This is a genomic window from Nonomuraea sp. NPDC049421 (genome assembly GCF_040677005.1).
Lineage (GTDB): Bacteria > Actinomycetota > Actinomycetes > Streptosporangiales > Streptosporangiaceae > Nonomuraea > Nonomuraea salmonea.
On record NZ_JBFAQA010000001.1, the window covers coordinates 479,227 to 493,214 of the forward strand.

The following is a 13,988-nucleotide window of genomic DNA, read 5'->3' on the forward strand; positions in this document are numbered from 1 at the left end:
CGACACTTCCGCAGATCAGCGCCACCGCGCACGACCAGGCCCCGGCGATTGGAGCATGACACGAAAAGTGCCCGGGTTCGTGGCCGTGAGTTGGGAGTTCTGGCGGATGGACCGGGCACGGAACCGCTGTGTGTACTTCTGCTATGGCCGACCGACTCGCGAGCTTCAACGCCCGGCCCAGGGCCGAGGCCGTGGCCGACCTGCTCACCTGCTGCGCCTCCCCGGTCTTCGCCGGTGAGGTGGCGGGGCGCAGGCCGTACGGGGACCTCGACGAGCTGCTGGACGCCGCGAGCACGGCCGTGCGGGACCTCGGCTGGGACGAGGTGCTGCGGGCGCTGAGCGCCCACCCCCGCATCGGCGAGCGGCCGAAGGGGGAGGGGAGGGAGGCGTCCTGGTCGCGGCAGGAGCAGTCGGGCGTGCCCGACGCCATGCGCGCCGCGCTGGCCGGCGCCAACAGCGCCTACGAGCGCCGCTTCGGCCACGTCTACCTGGTCTGCGCCACCGGCCTAACCGGCGCGCAGCTGCTGGCCAGGCTGGAGGAGCGGCTGGCCAACGACGAGGAACGCGAGCGCGAGGTCGTCCGCGCCGAGCTGGCCGCGATCGCCCGGCTGCGGCTGGCCAAGCTGATGAAGGAGGGGGCATGAGCCTGTCCACCCACGTGCTCGACGCGGTCACCGGCCGGCCCGCCGCGGGCCTGCGCGTACGTCTCGAACAGGACGGCCGGGTGCTGGCCGAGGGCCGCACCGACGACGACGGCCGCATCAAGGGCTGGAACCCGGGCGCCGGCGTGCACCGGATCGTCTTCGACACCGGGTCGTACCTGGCGGACACGTTCTACCCCGAGGTCGTCGTCACCTTCACCGTCAGGGACCCGGCCGCGCACCACCATGTGCCGCTGCTGCTCAGCCCGTATGCCTACAGCACGTACAGAGGGAGCTAGATGGCCGTCAAGCTCGGCGTCAACCGCTACGGAAAGGCGGAGACGAGGCTCGTCCACGTGGTCAGGGACGGCCCCGTCCACCACCTCAAGGACGTCAACGTCAGCATGTCCCTGTCGGGCGACATGGAGGCCGTGCACCTGACCGGTGACAACGCCGCCGTGCTGCCCACCGACACGCAGAAGAACACCGTCTACGCCTTCGCCAGGAAGCACGGGGTGGGCCAGATCGAGGCGTTCGCGCAGCGGCTGGCCAGGCACTTCGTGGCGTCCCAGCCGGCCGTCAGGCATGCCAGGGTGGAGATCGAGGAGTACGCCTGGCGGCGGCAGGGCCCCCACTCGTTCGTCCGCGACGGCACCGAGGTGCGCACCTGCCTGGTCCACCACGACGAGGACGGCCGCACCACGGTCGTGTCGGGCCTGAAGGACCTGGTGCTGCTCAACACGACCGGCTCGGAGTTCCACGGCTTCGCGGTCGACGAGTACACCACGCTGCCGCCGACCACCGACCGCGTCCTCGCCACCGCCGTCACCGCCCGGTGGCGGCACGACGGCGACACCCCTTCGTACGCGACGTCGTACGGCGAGGTCAGGCAGGCCCTGCTGGACGCCTTCGCGCACACCCACAGCCGCTCGCTGCAGCAGACCCTGTACGCCATGGGCGAGCGCGCGATCACCACCTGCCAGTTGATCTGCGAGGTCCGCCTGGCCCTGCCCAACAAGCATCACTTCGCGGTGGACCTGTCGCCGTTCGGCCTGGACAACGACAACGAGGTCTTCCACGCCGCCGACCGTCCTTACGGGCTCATCGAGGGCAGTGTGCTGCGTGCGGACGCACCCGACGCCGGATTCGCCTGGGAGTAGACACCGATGGACTTCTTGCGCCCCACGACGTGGGAGGAGGCGCTGGCCGCCAAGGCGGACCGGCCCGACACGGTGCCCATCCAGGGCGGCACCGACGTGATGGTGGAGATCAACTTCGGCGTGCGCAGGCCGCCCGCGCTGCTCGATCTCACCGGGGTGGCCGAGCTGCGGGACTGGTCGATGACCGGGGGCATGTGCCGGCTGGGGGCCGGGGTGCCGTACGCGGTGGTCGTCGACCGGCTCGGCGACGTGCTGCCGGGGCTCGCGCAGGCCGCGCGCACGGTCGGCTCGCCGCAGATCCGCAACCGCGGCTCGGTCGGCGGGAACCTGGGCGCGGCCTCGCCGGCGGGCGACAGCCATCCGCCGCTGCTGGCCGCGGGCGCGGTGGTCGAGGTGGAGTCGCGCGAGCGCGGCGTGCGGATGATCCCGGCCACCGAGTTCTACCTGGGCGTCAAGCGCAGCGCGCTGGAGCAGGACGAGCTGATCAGGGCCGTGCACGTGCCGCCCGCCACGGGACCCCAGTACTTCTCCAAGGTCGGCACCCGCAACGCCATGGTGATCGCGGTGTGCTCGTTCGCGATCGCGCTGCACCCGGGGGAGCGGCGGGTCGGCACCGGGCTCGGCTCGGCCGCGCCCACCCCGCGCCGCGCGCTGGAGGCCGAGGAGCTGCTGGCCGCCGAGCTGGACTGGGAGTCGCCGCTCGATCCGGCGCTGGCCAGGCGGTTCGGCGAGCTGTGCGCGCGGGCCGCCGCCCCGATCGACGACGTCCGCGGCAGCGCCGCCTACCGGGTGCACGCCATCGGCGTGCTGGCCCGCCGCACGCTCGCCTGGGCGTGGACCGACCATCTGGGAAAGAGGGCCGCCTGATGCGCGTCACGTTCACCGTCAACGGCCGCGAGGAGATCGCCGAGGACGTCTGGGAGGGCGAGAGCCTGCTGTACGTGCTGCGCGAGCGCCTCGGCCTGCCCGGCTCCAAGAACGCCTGCGAGCAGGGCGAGTGCGGCTCCTGCACGGTCTACCTCGACGACGTGCCGGTCTGCTCCTGCCTGGTCGCGGCCGGGCAGGCGGAGGGGCGGCAGGTCCGTACGGTGGAGGGCCTGGCCGACGGCGACCGGCTCGACCCGGTGCAGGAGGCGTTCGCGGAGAGCGGGGCCGTGCAGTGCGGCTTCTGCACGCCCGGGCTCATCGTCCAGGCCCACGACCTGCTCGAACGCGTGCCGCGCCCGTCCGACGCGGAGATCAGGGAGGCGCTGGCGGGCAACCTGTGCCGGTGCACGGGCTACGAGAAGATCCTCGACGCGGTACGCCTGGCAGCCGGGCGCAAGGCGGCGCCGTGACGCTGATCATCGAGAACGTCCACATCGCCCCCGTCTCCGGCCCCGAGATCCCGTCCGGCTTCCTCAGGATCGACGGCGACACGATCACCGAGCTGGGCCCCGGTCAGGCACCCGACGTGCCCGGCGCCGAGCGCGTCGACGGCGCGGGCTGCCTGGCCACCCCAGGACTGGTCAACACCCACCACCACCTCTACCAGTGGGCCTCGCAGGGCCTGGCGCAGGACGCCACCTTGTTCGAGTGGCTCGGGGCGCTCTATGAGGTGTGGGCCGCGATGGACGCCGAGGTCGTCGAGGGCGCCGCCACCGCCGCGCTCGGCTGGCTGGCGCTGTCGGGCTGCACCACCTCCAGCGACCACCACTACATCTTCCCCAAGGGCAGGGGCGACCTGCTCGCCGCCGAGATCGAGGCCGCCCGCGCGATCGGGCTGCGCTTCCACCCGGCGCGCGGCTCCATGGACCGGGGACGCTCGCAGGGCGGGCTGCCGCCGGACGTCGTGGTCGAGGAGCTGGACGACATCCTGGCCGCCACCGCCGAGGCCGTGGACGCCTACCACGACCCGTCGCGCTCCTCCATGCTGCGGGTGGCGGTCGCGCCGTGCTCGCCGTTCTCCGCCAGCGGCGCGCTGATGACCGAGTCCGCCGCGCTGGCCAGGGACAAGGGCGTACGCCTGCACACCCACCTCGCCGAGACCCTCGACGAGGACGAGCACTGCCTGGAGCAGTTCGGGCTGCGGCCCGTCGACTACATGGAGAAGCTGGGCTGGCTCGGGCCCGACGTGTGGCTCGCCCACGCCGTGCACCTGAGCGACACCGACATCGCCAAGCTCGCCGCCACCCGTACCGGGACCGCCCACTGCCCCTCGTCCAACGGGCGGCTCGGCGCGGGCGTCGCGCGCGTCTCCGAGATGCTCCGGCAGGGCGCGAACGTCGGGCTCGGCGTGGACGGCAGCGCCTCGTCCGAGCTGACCCCGATGGCCGGGGAGATGCGCCAGGCGCTGCTGTTCCAGCGGGCCCGCTACGGGCCGCAGGCCCTGACCGCGCGGCAGGCGCTGGGGCTCGCCACGCTGGGCGGCGCGCGCAACCTCGGCAGGCAGGACGAGCTGGGCACGCTGGAGCCGGGCAAGCTGGCCGACGTGGTGCTGTGGCGGGCCGGCGGGCCGTTCCACGCCGCCGTCACCGACCCGGTCTGCGCGCTCGTCTTCGGGCCTCCGCCGCCGGTGGAGCTGGTGCTGGTGGGCGGCCGTACGGTGGTCGCCGGCGGCGAGCTGCGCACGGTCGCGCAGGACGCGGCAGGACGGGCGGGCGCCGATGCGCACCGGCGGCTGCTGCGGCTGGCCGGGGAGCGCGGTGTCAACGCCGCCCGGCAGGTGCACGGGGACTAGTGTGGAGATATCCGGACGAACAGGAAAGGCGGTCCCGTGTCGGCGGAATCCCCAGACGAGCGGCTGGCGCAGCTCAAGAGCACCTTCGCGGCCATCGACACCGACGGCGACGGCTACATCACCGAGGCCGAGCTGAAGCGGCACTTCCCCGACCTGCCCGCGGAGGCGCTCGGGGCGATGAGCCAGGAGGCCGACTACGACCAGGACGGCCGCTACTCCCTGGAGGAGTTCATCCGCACGCTCTCCTGACAGACAGGCTCCCGCCCGCCCGGTGTGTCAGGGCAGGGGCGGCAGGCCCTGATGGAACCGGCTTCCCCCGGCGCGTGAGGTGGGCAGGGCGGGATGTGATGATGAGTCACGCCTTCCTGCCCGCTCGCACCGGGCAGGAAGGCGTGTTCAGCACATTGTTCATCATCAGGCGGGAGTTCGTAGTGGTTCAGCACGTTCTAGTAGCCCCCGACAAATTCAAGGGGTCACTGACGGCCGCCGAGGTCGCCTCTCACGTCTCGGCGGGGCTGGGCGTGCCGACGGTCGAGCTGCCGGTCGCCGACGGCGGCGACGGCACCGTGGACGCCGCCGTGGCCGCCGGCTACAGCCGGATCACGATCGAGGTCACCGGCCCGACGGGGCAGCGGGTGCCCGCCTCGTACGCCTGGCAGCCCACCGGCACCGCCGTGGTCGAGCTGGCCGAGGCGTCCGGGTTGCGCCGCCTGCCGGGCGGCCTCGAACCGCTGACCGCCACCAGCCGCGGCACCGGCGAGCTGATCGCCGACGCCGTACGCCGCGGCGCCAAGCGCGTCGTGCTCGGCCTCGGCGGCAGCGCCTGCACCGACGGCGGCGCCGGACTGGCCCAGGCGCTCGGCGCCCGCCTCATCGACGCTGAGGGCGATGACCTGCCCCCCGGCGGCGCCGCGCTCAAGCGGCTCGACCGCATCGACATGTCCGGCTTCCTCGACGTCTCCGGTGTGGAGTTCGTGGTCGCGAGCGACGTGGACAACCCGCTGCTCGGCCCGCACGGCGCCGCCGCCGTCTACGGCCCCCAGAAGGGCGCCACGCCCGGCGACGTCGCGACCCTGGAGGCGGGACTGGCCCGCCTGGCCGCCGTCGCCACCGCCACCCACGGCCTGGTGGGCGCGGTCGAGCACGACGACGTCCCGCGCGCGATGGGCGTCGCGGGGGCGCCGGGGGCGGGTGCGGCCGGCGGGGTCGGGTTCGCGGCGCTCGCCTTCCTGCACGCCGAGCTGCGGCCGGGCATCGACTACCTGCTCGACCTGCTCGGGTTCGCCGGACACGTCGAAGGGGCCCGGCTGGTGATCACGGGGGAGGGCTCGCTGGACGAGCAGACCCTGCGCGGCAAGGCCCCGGCGGGCGTCGCGCGGGCGGCCGCGCGGGCGGGCGTGCCGGTGGTGGCCGTCTGCGGGCGCACCACGCTCTCCGAGGCCGACCTGAAGAGCGCGGGCATCGAGGCCGCGTACGCGCTGACCGACCTCGAGCCCGACACCGGCCGCTGCATGGCCGAGGCGGGCCCGCTGCTCGAACGCCTCGCGGCCAGGATCGCCGCCGAGCGGCTCCCGGAGGGCGAATGACACCGTACGACCTGGTCGTCCGATCCCGCAGGACCGTCACGCCCGAGGGCGAGCGGGCCGCGGCCGTCGCCGTACGCGGGGAGCGGATCGCCGCCCTGCACGACTACACCGCGCCGCTGGAGGCCGCCGAGGACGTCGACCTGCGCGACCTGGCGCTGCTGCCCGGCCTGGTCGACAGCCACGTCCACGTCAACGAGCCGGGCCGCACCCACTGGGAGGGCTTCGACTCCGCCACCAGGGCCGCCGCCGCGGGAGGCGTCACGACGATCGTGGACATGCCGCTCAACAGCCTGCCGCCCACGGTCAGCGCCGAGGCGCTGGAGGTCAAGCTGCGGGCCGCCGAAGGGCAGTGCCACGTGGACACCGCGTTCTGGGGCGGCGCCGTGCCAGGCAACCTCAAGGACCTGCGGCCGCTGCACGAGCGCGGGGTGCGCGGGTTCAAGTGCTTCCTGTCGCCGTCGGGGGTCGACGAGTTCCCGCCGCTGGGCGCGGGCGAGCTGCGCGCGGCGCTGACGGAGGTCGCCGGGTTCGGCGGGCTGATGGTGGTGCACGCCGAGGACCCCGCGCTGCTGGGCGAGCCCGGCGGGCCCGGCTACCGGGCGTTCCTCGACTCCCGCCCCGGCGCCGCCGAGCGCAGCGCCGTCGAGCGCGTCGTGCGGCTGGCCGCCGAGACCGGCTGCCGGGTGCACGTCCTGCACGTCTCCAGCGCCGAATGCCTCGACGTGCTGGAGGCGGCCAGGGCCGAGGGGGTCCCGGTCTCGGCGGAGACCTGCCCCCACTACCTGACGCTGGCGGCCGAGCAGGTGCCCGAGGGGGAGACGGCGTACAAGTGCTGCCCGCCCATCCGCTCCGGGCACAACCGCGACCTGCTCTGGGACGGCCTGGCCAGGGGCGTGCTGAGCTGCGTGGTGTCCGACCACTCGCCGTCCACCGCCGACCTCAAGGTGCCCGACTTCGCCGCCGCGTGGGGCGGCATCGCCTCCCTGCAGCTCGGGCTGGCCGCCGTCTGGACCGAGGCCGCGCGCAGGGGCCACCCGCTTTCTGACGTGGCCCGCTGGATGTCGGCGGCCCCCGCCGAGCTGGCCGCGCTGCCCGGCAAGGGCGCGATCGCGGCCGGGAACGACGCCGACCTCGTGGCGTTCGACCCCGAGGCCGACACCCTGATCGACGCCGCCCGCCTGCACCACAAGAACCCCGTCACCCCCTACCACGGCCGCACACTCAAGGGCGCCGTCCTGACCACCTGGCTGCGCGGCCGGCCGGTGGACGGCGCGCCGCACGGACGATTCCTGCTGGGAGCGCGATAGATGGACGACATCACCCGCCTGCCCGACCTGGCCCTGCGCACGTACGGCGGCTCGGTGGTGGCCGCGAGCGACGAGTCGTTCGCCGAGAAGGAGAGCCTGATCAGGCCGGGACGCCCCGGCTTCCTGCCGGAGACGTTCGGGAACAAGGGGCAGGTGTACGACGGCTGGGAGACCCGCCGCCGCCGCGAGCCCGGCCACGACTGGGCGCTGGTACGCCTCGGGCTGCCCGGCGTGATCCGCGGCGTGGTGATCGACACGGCCTGGTTCAAGGGCAACTATCCGCCCCGGGCGTCCGTCGAGGCCACGTCGGTGGCGGGGCATCCGTCGCCGGCCGAGGTACGCGCCGCGCCCTGGACCGAGATCGTGCCGCTGTCCGACCTCAAGGGCGACGCCGAGCACCTCTTCCCGGTGACCGACGACGCCCGCTACACCCACGTACGGCTGAACATCCACCCTGACGGCGGCGTCGCCCGGCTGCGCGTGCACGGCGAGGTACGTCCAGACCTGTCCCTCCACGACGGCCTCGGCATCGACCTCGCCGCGCTGGCCAACGGCGGCCTGGTCACCGCCTGCTCCGACGAGTTCTACTCCGCGCCCAACAACGTCATCGCCCCCGGCCTGGCCCGCCACCAGGCGGAGGGCTGGGAGACCGCGCGGCGGCGCGACGGAGGCAACGACTGGATCGTCATCAGGCTGGCCGGGCGCGGCGTCGTCAGGCTCGCCGAGATCGACACCACCAACCTGCTGTTCAACGCGCCGGGCGCGGTCGCGCTCACCGGGCTCGACGGCGACCGCGAGGTGGAGCTGCTGCCGAGGACGCGCCTGCAGCCCGACACGCCGCACCGCTTCCGCCTCGGCGCCGACACGCCGGTCACGCACGTGCGCGTGGACATCTACCCGGACGGCGGCCTGGCCCGCGTCCGCCTGCACGGCCACCTGGCCTGATGCCCAGGGCTCTGCGGGGCCCGCTTATGAGCGCCGATCCTCGCCGGGGGGAACGGTGGTCACTGCCAGAGGATGACCGTGCTGCCCGGCGGGCGCTCGCTGTTGGGCAGCGGCCGCTGGAACTGCACCACGCCGCCGTTGCCCAGCCGCTGCACCCGCACCCGGAACCCCAGCGCCTCCAGCTCCGACTTGGCGTCGTTGACGTTCTTGCCGATCACCCCGGGCACCATCGCGAACTGCTGGTCGTCGCGCGCCTCGTTGTCGCCCCTGAACCAGTCGAGGAACGGCGTCTGGCAGCGCGCCACCGTGATCATCACGGGCGCGCCCTTGTCGACCTCGGACTTGGCCTTCGGGGTCTGGGCGATGACCGTGCACGGCTCGGCGTCGTCGTCGACCTCGTTGACCTGCACCTGGAAGCCCTGCGAGCTGAGGAAGCCGGCCGCCTCGTCCTTCGGCATGCCGTTGACGTCGGGCATGGTGAGCCCGGCGCTGACGAAGATGTTGACCTTCGCGCTCTTCTTGATCTTCTCGCCGACCTGCGGCGAGGTGCGGATCACCTTGTCGCGCTCGACCTGCTGGTTGGCCTGCCGCTTGACGCTGCCGACGGTCAGCCCGGCCTTGGCGATGGCGGCGCGGGCGTCGTTGCCGTTCATGCCCGTGACGTTGGGCACCACGATGCGCTCGGGGCCGAGCGAGAGCGTCAGCGTGACCGTCGAGCCCTTGTCGAGCTCGGTGTCGGCCACCGGGTCGCTGCTCAGCACCAGGCCCTCGGCCATCTTCTCGTCGTACTGGCTCTCGCCCTTGCGCACCTTCAGCCCGGCGCCGACGAGGTCCTTCTCGGCCAGCGCCAGGTCCTTGCCGACCAGGTCGGGCACCTTCACCTGCTCGGGCAGCGAGAAGTACCACCCGGTCAGGCCCACCGCGACGACCATCACCACGGCCAGGACCGCCAGGAACCAGCTCGGCCGGAACCGGCGCTTCTCCGGCAGCTCGGCCCGCGGCTGGATCATCGTGTGGGCCGGCGCCGCCTGCGGCACCGACGGGGCCGAGGCGGCGAACGGGATGGGCCCCGACGCCGGCTGCGCGTGATAGGCCGCCGTGCTTGGGCCCGTGCCGGGCGGGTTTGTCATACGCGGCAGCACGCGGTGGGCCTCCACCGCCGCCACCAGCATCGCGGTCGCGTCGGCGGGACGGTCGTGCGGCTCGCGGGCGGTCGCGCTCGCCACCAGCGTGTCGATCAGCGGCGGCACGTCGGGATAGACCGAGGACGGCGCGGGCACGGTGTCGTGGACGTGGCGGTAGGCCACCGACATCGGGGTCTCGCCGTCGTAGGGCTGCTGCCCGGTCACCAGCTCGAACAGCATGATGCCGGCGGCGTAGACGTCGCTGCGCACGTCGGCGGCGCCGGTCATCACCTGCTCGGGCGCCATGTAGCCGATCGTGCCGATCAGCACGCCGGTGCGGGTCTGGTTGGTCGCCTCGATCGCCCTGGCCAGGCCGAAGTCGACGACCTTGACCCGGCCGTCGTCGGTCATCAGGACGTTCTCGGGCTTGACGTCGCGGTGCACCATGCCGGCCTGGTGGGCCGCGCCCAGGGCGGCCAGCACCGGGATGAGGATCTCCAGCGCCTCGCGGGCCGGCAGCCGGCCGCGCTCGCGCAGGATGTCGCGCAGGGTGCGGCCAGGGACGTATTCCATCGACAGGTAGACGACGTCGTTGTCGGTGCCCTGGTCGAAGACGTGCACCACGTTGGGGTGTGACAGGCTGGCGACCGACTTCGCCTCGCCGATGAACCTTCTGACGAACGCCGGGTCCTCGGCGAGCGAGCGGTGCATGACCTTCAGCGCGACGGTCCGGTCGAGCCGGACGTCCAGCGCGAGGTAGACGGTCGCCATACCGCCCCGGGCGATCCGGCCCTCGATGCGGTAACGCCCATCGAGGAGCCGCCCGACCAGGGGGTCCGCAGTCGTCGTGTCCACCCCGCTGAGTTTACGGGCGTTTTGCCACCGGCATGGCCCTAGCGCCCGAAACCGATGCGGAGACGTTCCCGTCCCGTGTGTAACGGCGATGCGGCAGTGGCCCCGGCGTGTCGCCGGGGCGCATGGTGACGCCGATGCCGCCGCCCGCCTGTATCGCTCCGGATCCGGGCGGGCGGCTCAGGGGGTCATCGGTGAGGAGGCCTCGGCGTAGCGGCGGCGCGGGATGCGGCCCGCCTGGGCCGCCTGCCGCCCGGCCACCACCGCGCCCTTCATGGCCGCCGCCATCAGGTCGGGCCGCTGCGCCCGCGTCACGGCCGTGGCCAGCAGCACGGCGTCACAGCCCAGCTCCATCGCCAGCGCGGCGTCGCTCGCCGTACCGATGCCGGCGTCGAGGATCACCGGGACGGACGCCGCCTCCACGATCAGCTCGATGTTGTGCGGGTTGCGGATGCCGAGCCCCGAGCCGATCGGCGCGCCGAGCGGCATCACGGCCGCGCATCCGGCCTGCTCCAGCCGCCGGGCCAGCGCCGGGTCGTCCCCGATGTACGGCAGCACCACGAACCCGTCGGCCACCAGCCGCTCCGCCGCGTCGAACGTCTCGATCGGGTCGGGCAGCAGCGTGCGCTCGTCGGCGATCACTTCGAGCTTGACCCAGTTCGTGCCCAGGGCCTCCCTGGCCAGCCGGGCCGTCAGCACGGCGTCGCCCGCGGTGAAGCAGCCCGCCGTGTTGGGCAGCACCTTGATGCCGCGCGCACGCAGCACGTCGAGCACCGAACCCCGGGCCGCGGGGTCGAGCCGCCGCATCGCCACCGTGGTCAGCTCGGTGCCGGACGCCGCCAGCGCCTGGTCCAGCACCTCCAGCGAAGGGGCGCCGCCGGTGCCCATGATGAGCCGGGAGGAGAACTTCTCGCCGGCGATGATCAGCTCATCCACCTTGCACCGCCGTCAGCACCTCCACGCGGTCACGGTCGCTGAGCGCCGTCGTCTCCCAGGCGCCGCGGGTGACCACCTCGTCGTTCACGGCCACGGCCACTCCGGTGGTGGCCGTCGTCAGCGTACGTACGGCCTGCGCCACGGTGGTGCCGTCGGCCAGCTCGTGCGCGGATCCGTTGATGGTAATAATCATGAAATTTCCCGAAATCTCCCCGGCGAGCACAGGGCCGCCAGCTCGCTCTCCTCGCCCATCAGGATGGCCGCCGTCAGCGGGGCCATCAGCACCCCGCCCCGGTGATGTCCCGTCGCGTACGTCAGCCCCGGCGTCCTCCCGGGACCGATCAACGGCAGGTTGTCGGGCGTGCCGGGACGCAGCCCCGCCACCACGTCGGCGACCTCCAGCTCGGTGACGCCGGGCACCAGCTCCCTGGCGTCGCGCAGCAGCTCGTACAGGCCGCCCGCGGTCACCCTCGTGTCGTAGCCCAGTTCCTCCTGGGTGGCGCCGACCACCAGCTCGCCGTCGCCCCGGGGGACGAGGTAGACCGGCGAGCCGTGGACGGTGCCGCGTACGCAGCGGGTGAGCAGCGGCTGCGGCGAGCGCAGGCGCATGATCTGACCCTTGACCGGCCGCACCGGCACCTCCGCCAGCTCACCGCTCCACGCCCCGGCCGCCAGCACCACCCGCTCGGCCGCCAGCACCTCACCTCCGGCTCGTCCTTCCGTGGCGGCGAGAGGTGCGGAACCGCGGCCTTCGGCAGGCACGGCGGGCGGCCCGGCGAGGCGGACACCGGTGACGGCGCCGTCCGTGCGGACCAGCTCGCTCACGCGGGCCCGCACGATGGGGACGCCGCGCCGCTCCAGGGCGGTCAGCAGCGCCGCCGTCACCCGGCGCGGGTTCACCCACGCGTCGCCCGGTGCCAGCAGCCCGCCGCGCACCGACGGGGCCAGCATCGGCTCAAGCCGCCGGCACTCGCGCCCGGTCAGCCGCTCGACCGGCAGATCCAGCTTCTCCATGAACGCGGCCAGCTCATCGAGCGCCGCCATGTCATCGGCCCCGAACGCCACATCCAGCGTCCCCTCGGCCCGCAGATCCAGCCCGCTCACCCCTTCGGGCCCAGCGGGTGGAAGGCCGGCGTCCTCGGCCAGGGCGGTGGCGAAGGCGGGCCAGCGGCGCAGGGCCGCGACGCCCAGCCGCAGCAGCGGCGCCTCGGTGTAGGTGACCTCGCTGACCGGCGCCAGCATCCCGGCGGCCGCGTGGGAGGCCCCGGAGGCGGGTGACGGGTCGACGACGGTGACCGGCCGCCCCTCGCGCGCCAGCCGCCAGGCCACGGACAGGCCGACGACCCCGCCGCCCACGATCACATCCATGATCCGCTCCCTTCGCCGGCATGATCCGGATCAGGTGTCTTGCGGTCGAAGGCCCGCTGCAGCCTTCCTCTCAGCCCGGTCACGGCCGGACTCCCGCGCGTCTTTCCGTCCACAGCCTACGGCCTCGGTGCCGGGTCCACGCACCGCCCCCGTTAAGGTCATGACCGTGGAGCATGTCGTGGTGGTGGGAGCGGGACTGTCGGGAGTGCGCACGGTGGAGGCCCTGCGCGGGCGCGGCTACGCCGGTCGCCTGACGCTGCTGGGCCAGGAGCGCCATCGCCCCTACGACCGCCCGCCGCTGTCGAAGGCGGTGCTCAAGGGCGACGCCGACACCAGCTTCATCGACACCGACCTCGAGCGGCTCCAGGTCGACTTCCGTCCAGGCGTCGCGGCGAAGTCGCTGCGCGCGGGGGTCGTGGAGACCACCGAGGGCGAGCTCGACTACGACGGCCTGGTCATCGCGACCGGCGCCGACCCCATCAGGCTGCCCGGCGACGGCCCTCAGCACGTCCTGCGCACCCTCGACGACGCCCACGAGCTGCGCGTCATGCTCGTCCCCGGCGCGCGGGTCACGGTCATCGGCGCGGGCTGGATCGGCGCCGAGGTGGCGACGGCGGCCCGCCGCGCGGGCTGCGCGGTGACGGTCATCGAGGCCGCCCGGGCCCCGCTCGCCAGCGCGATGGGCACCGAGCTGGGCGCCCGCACGATCCCCTGGTACGACGGCATCGACCTGCGCCTCGGCACCATGGTCGAGTCGGTCGACGAGGGCGGCGTCCGCCTGGTGGGCGGCGAGTTCGTCGAGTCCCACGTCGTCGTCACCGGCATCGGCGTGCGCCCGGCCGTCGAGTGGCTGGCCGACGCCGACATCGACCTGCACAACGGCGTCGTCACCGACGAGCACCTGCGCACCTCGCTGCCCGGGGTGGTCGCCGTGGGCGACTGCGCCGCCTGGTGGTCGCGCCGCTGGGGCGCCCGCCTCAGGGTCGAGCACTGGGACACCGCCATCAACGCCCCCGAGGTCGCCGCCGCGACGCTGATGGGGGAGGAGGCGGTCTACGACCCGGTGCCGTACTTCTGGTCGGAGCAGTTCGGCCACATGCTCCAATACGCCGGCCACCACGCGTCGGGCGAGCGGATCGTGCACCGGGGCGAGCCCGAGGGCAAGTGGTCGGCCGTCTGGCTCACGGCGGACGATACGCTTGCCGCGGTGCTGGCCGTGGACCGGCCGCGCGATCTCGTCCAGGGCCGGCGCATCATCGATGCGGGTCACCGGCTGGACACGGAACGCCTGGTAGATCCACAAGTGCCCCTACGAGATTGTGTTGTTTGAGCAAGGACGGCATGTGGTAG

Annotated in this window: 15 protein-coding genes and 1 riboswitch; of the genes, 11 read left to right on the top strand and 4 right to left on the bottom strand. The window is 73.5% G+C overall.

Annotation, left to right across the window (positions count from 1 at the left end):
• The first annotated feature begins 143 nt into the window (after positions 1-143).
• The 10 genes from uraD (at position 144) to alc (ending at position 8,358) form a co-directional block, all read left to right on the top strand.
• Positions 144-644 (top strand): 2-oxo-4-hydroxy-4-carboxy-5-ureidoimidazoline decarboxylase, encoded by a 501-nt coding sequence (gene uraD, locus AB0K18_RS02200; RefSeq protein WP_364908588.1) that lies wholly within the window; start codon positions 144-146, stop codon positions 642-644.
• Positions 641-940 (top strand): hydroxyisourate hydrolase, encoded by a 300-nt coding sequence (gene uraH / locus AB0K18_RS02205; protein ID WP_364908590.1) that lies wholly within the window; start codon positions 641-643, stop codon positions 938-940. The genes uraD and uraH overlap by 4 nt, the downstream gene beginning before the upstream one ends.
• Positions 941-1,801, top strand: coding sequence for a factor-independent urate hydroxylase (gene pucL / locus AB0K18_RS02210; RefSeq protein WP_364908593.1), 861 nt, complete (start codon positions 941-943; stop codon positions 1,799-1,801).
• A gap of 6 nt (positions 1,802-1,807) precedes the next feature.
• Positions 1,808-2,668 carry an FAD binding domain-containing protein gene (locus AB0K18_RS02215; protein WP_364908595.1) on the top strand — a complete coding sequence of 287 codons (861 nt, stop codon included), beginning with the start codon at positions 1,808-1,810 and terminating at the stop codon, positions 2,666-2,668.
• Complete coding sequence (locus AB0K18_RS02220) at positions 2,668-3,138, top strand: (2Fe-2S)-binding protein (protein WP_364908597.1); 471 nt, start codon at positions 2,668-2,670, stop codon at positions 3,136-3,138. The genes AB0K18_RS02215 and AB0K18_RS02220 overlap by 1 nt, the downstream gene beginning before the upstream one ends.
• Positions 3,135-4,520 (top strand): 8-oxoguanine deaminase, encoded by a 1,386-nt coding sequence (locus tag AB0K18_RS02225; RefSeq protein WP_364908600.1) that lies wholly within the window; start codon positions 3,135-3,137, stop codon positions 4,518-4,520. The genes AB0K18_RS02220 and AB0K18_RS02225 overlap by 4 nt, the downstream gene beginning before the upstream one ends.
• A 36-nt stretch (positions 4,521-4,556) precedes the next feature.
• Positions 4,557-4,769 carry an EF-hand domain-containing protein gene (locus AB0K18_RS02230; RefSeq protein ID WP_345401168.1) on the top strand — a complete coding sequence of 71 codons (213 nt, stop codon included), beginning with the start codon at positions 4,557-4,559 and terminating at the stop codon, positions 4,767-4,769.
• Positions 4,770-4,867: 98 nt separating this feature from the next.
• Positions 4,868-6,106 carry a glycerate kinase gene (locus AB0K18_RS02235; RefSeq protein WP_364908602.1) on the top strand — a complete coding sequence of 413 codons (1,239 nt, stop codon included), beginning with the start codon at positions 4,868-4,870 and terminating at the stop codon, positions 6,104-6,106.
• Entirely contained in the window at positions 6,103-7,413 is a 1,311-nt protein-coding gene (gene allB / locus AB0K18_RS02240) for an allantoinase AllB (protein WP_364908604.1), read from the top strand. The genes AB0K18_RS02235 and allB overlap by 4 nt, the downstream gene beginning before the upstream one ends.
• A complete protein-coding gene (alc, locus tag AB0K18_RS02245) occupies positions 7,414-8,358 on the top strand; it encodes an allantoicase (RefSeq protein WP_364908607.1) in 945 nt (314 codons plus the stop codon).
• 59 nt (positions 8,359-8,417) lie between these two features.
• Here the strand turns inward: alc and pknB are convergent, their stop codons facing one another.
• The 4 genes from pknB to AB0K18_RS02265 form a co-directional block, all read right to left on the bottom strand.
• The gene (gene pknB / locus AB0K18_RS02250; RefSeq protein WP_364908610.1) at positions 8,418-10,337 is read right to left on the bottom strand and encodes a Stk1 family PASTA domain-containing Ser/Thr kinase; all 1,920 of its coding nucleotides are present in this window, start codon (positions 10,335-10,337) and stop codon (positions 8,418-8,420) included.
• Positions 10,338-10,514: 177 nt separating this feature from the next.
• Positions 10,515-11,222 carry a thiazole synthase gene (locus tag AB0K18_RS02255; RefSeq protein ID WP_364909167.1) on the bottom strand — a complete coding sequence of 236 codons (708 nt, stop codon included), beginning with the start codon at positions 11,220-11,222 and terminating at the stop codon, positions 10,515-10,517.
• Positions 11,223-11,262: 40 nt separating this feature from the next.
• Positions 11,263-11,463 carry a sulfur carrier protein ThiS gene (gene thiS, locus AB0K18_RS02260; protein WP_345401180.1) on the bottom strand — a complete coding sequence of 67 codons (201 nt, stop codon included), beginning with the start codon at positions 11,461-11,463 and terminating at the stop codon, positions 11,263-11,265.
• Positions 11,460-12,638, bottom strand: a complete 1,179-nt coding sequence (locus tag AB0K18_RS02265) for an FAD-dependent oxidoreductase (RefSeq protein ID WP_364908613.1) — start codon at positions 12,636-12,638, stop codon at positions 11,460-11,462. The genes thiS and AB0K18_RS02265 overlap by 4 nt, the downstream gene beginning before the upstream one ends.
• Positions 12,629-12,745: riboswitch (TPP riboswitch) on the bottom strand. (Overlaps the previous gene by 10 nt.)
• A gap of 53 nt (positions 12,746-12,798) precedes the next feature.
• On the opposite strand from AB0K18_RS02265, the gene AB0K18_RS02270 reads away from it, so the two are divergent.
• Entirely contained in the window at positions 12,799-13,968 is a 1,170-nt protein-coding gene (locus AB0K18_RS02270) for an FAD-dependent oxidoreductase (RefSeq protein WP_364908616.1), read from the top strand.
• Positions 13,969-13,988 lie beyond the last annotated feature (20 nt).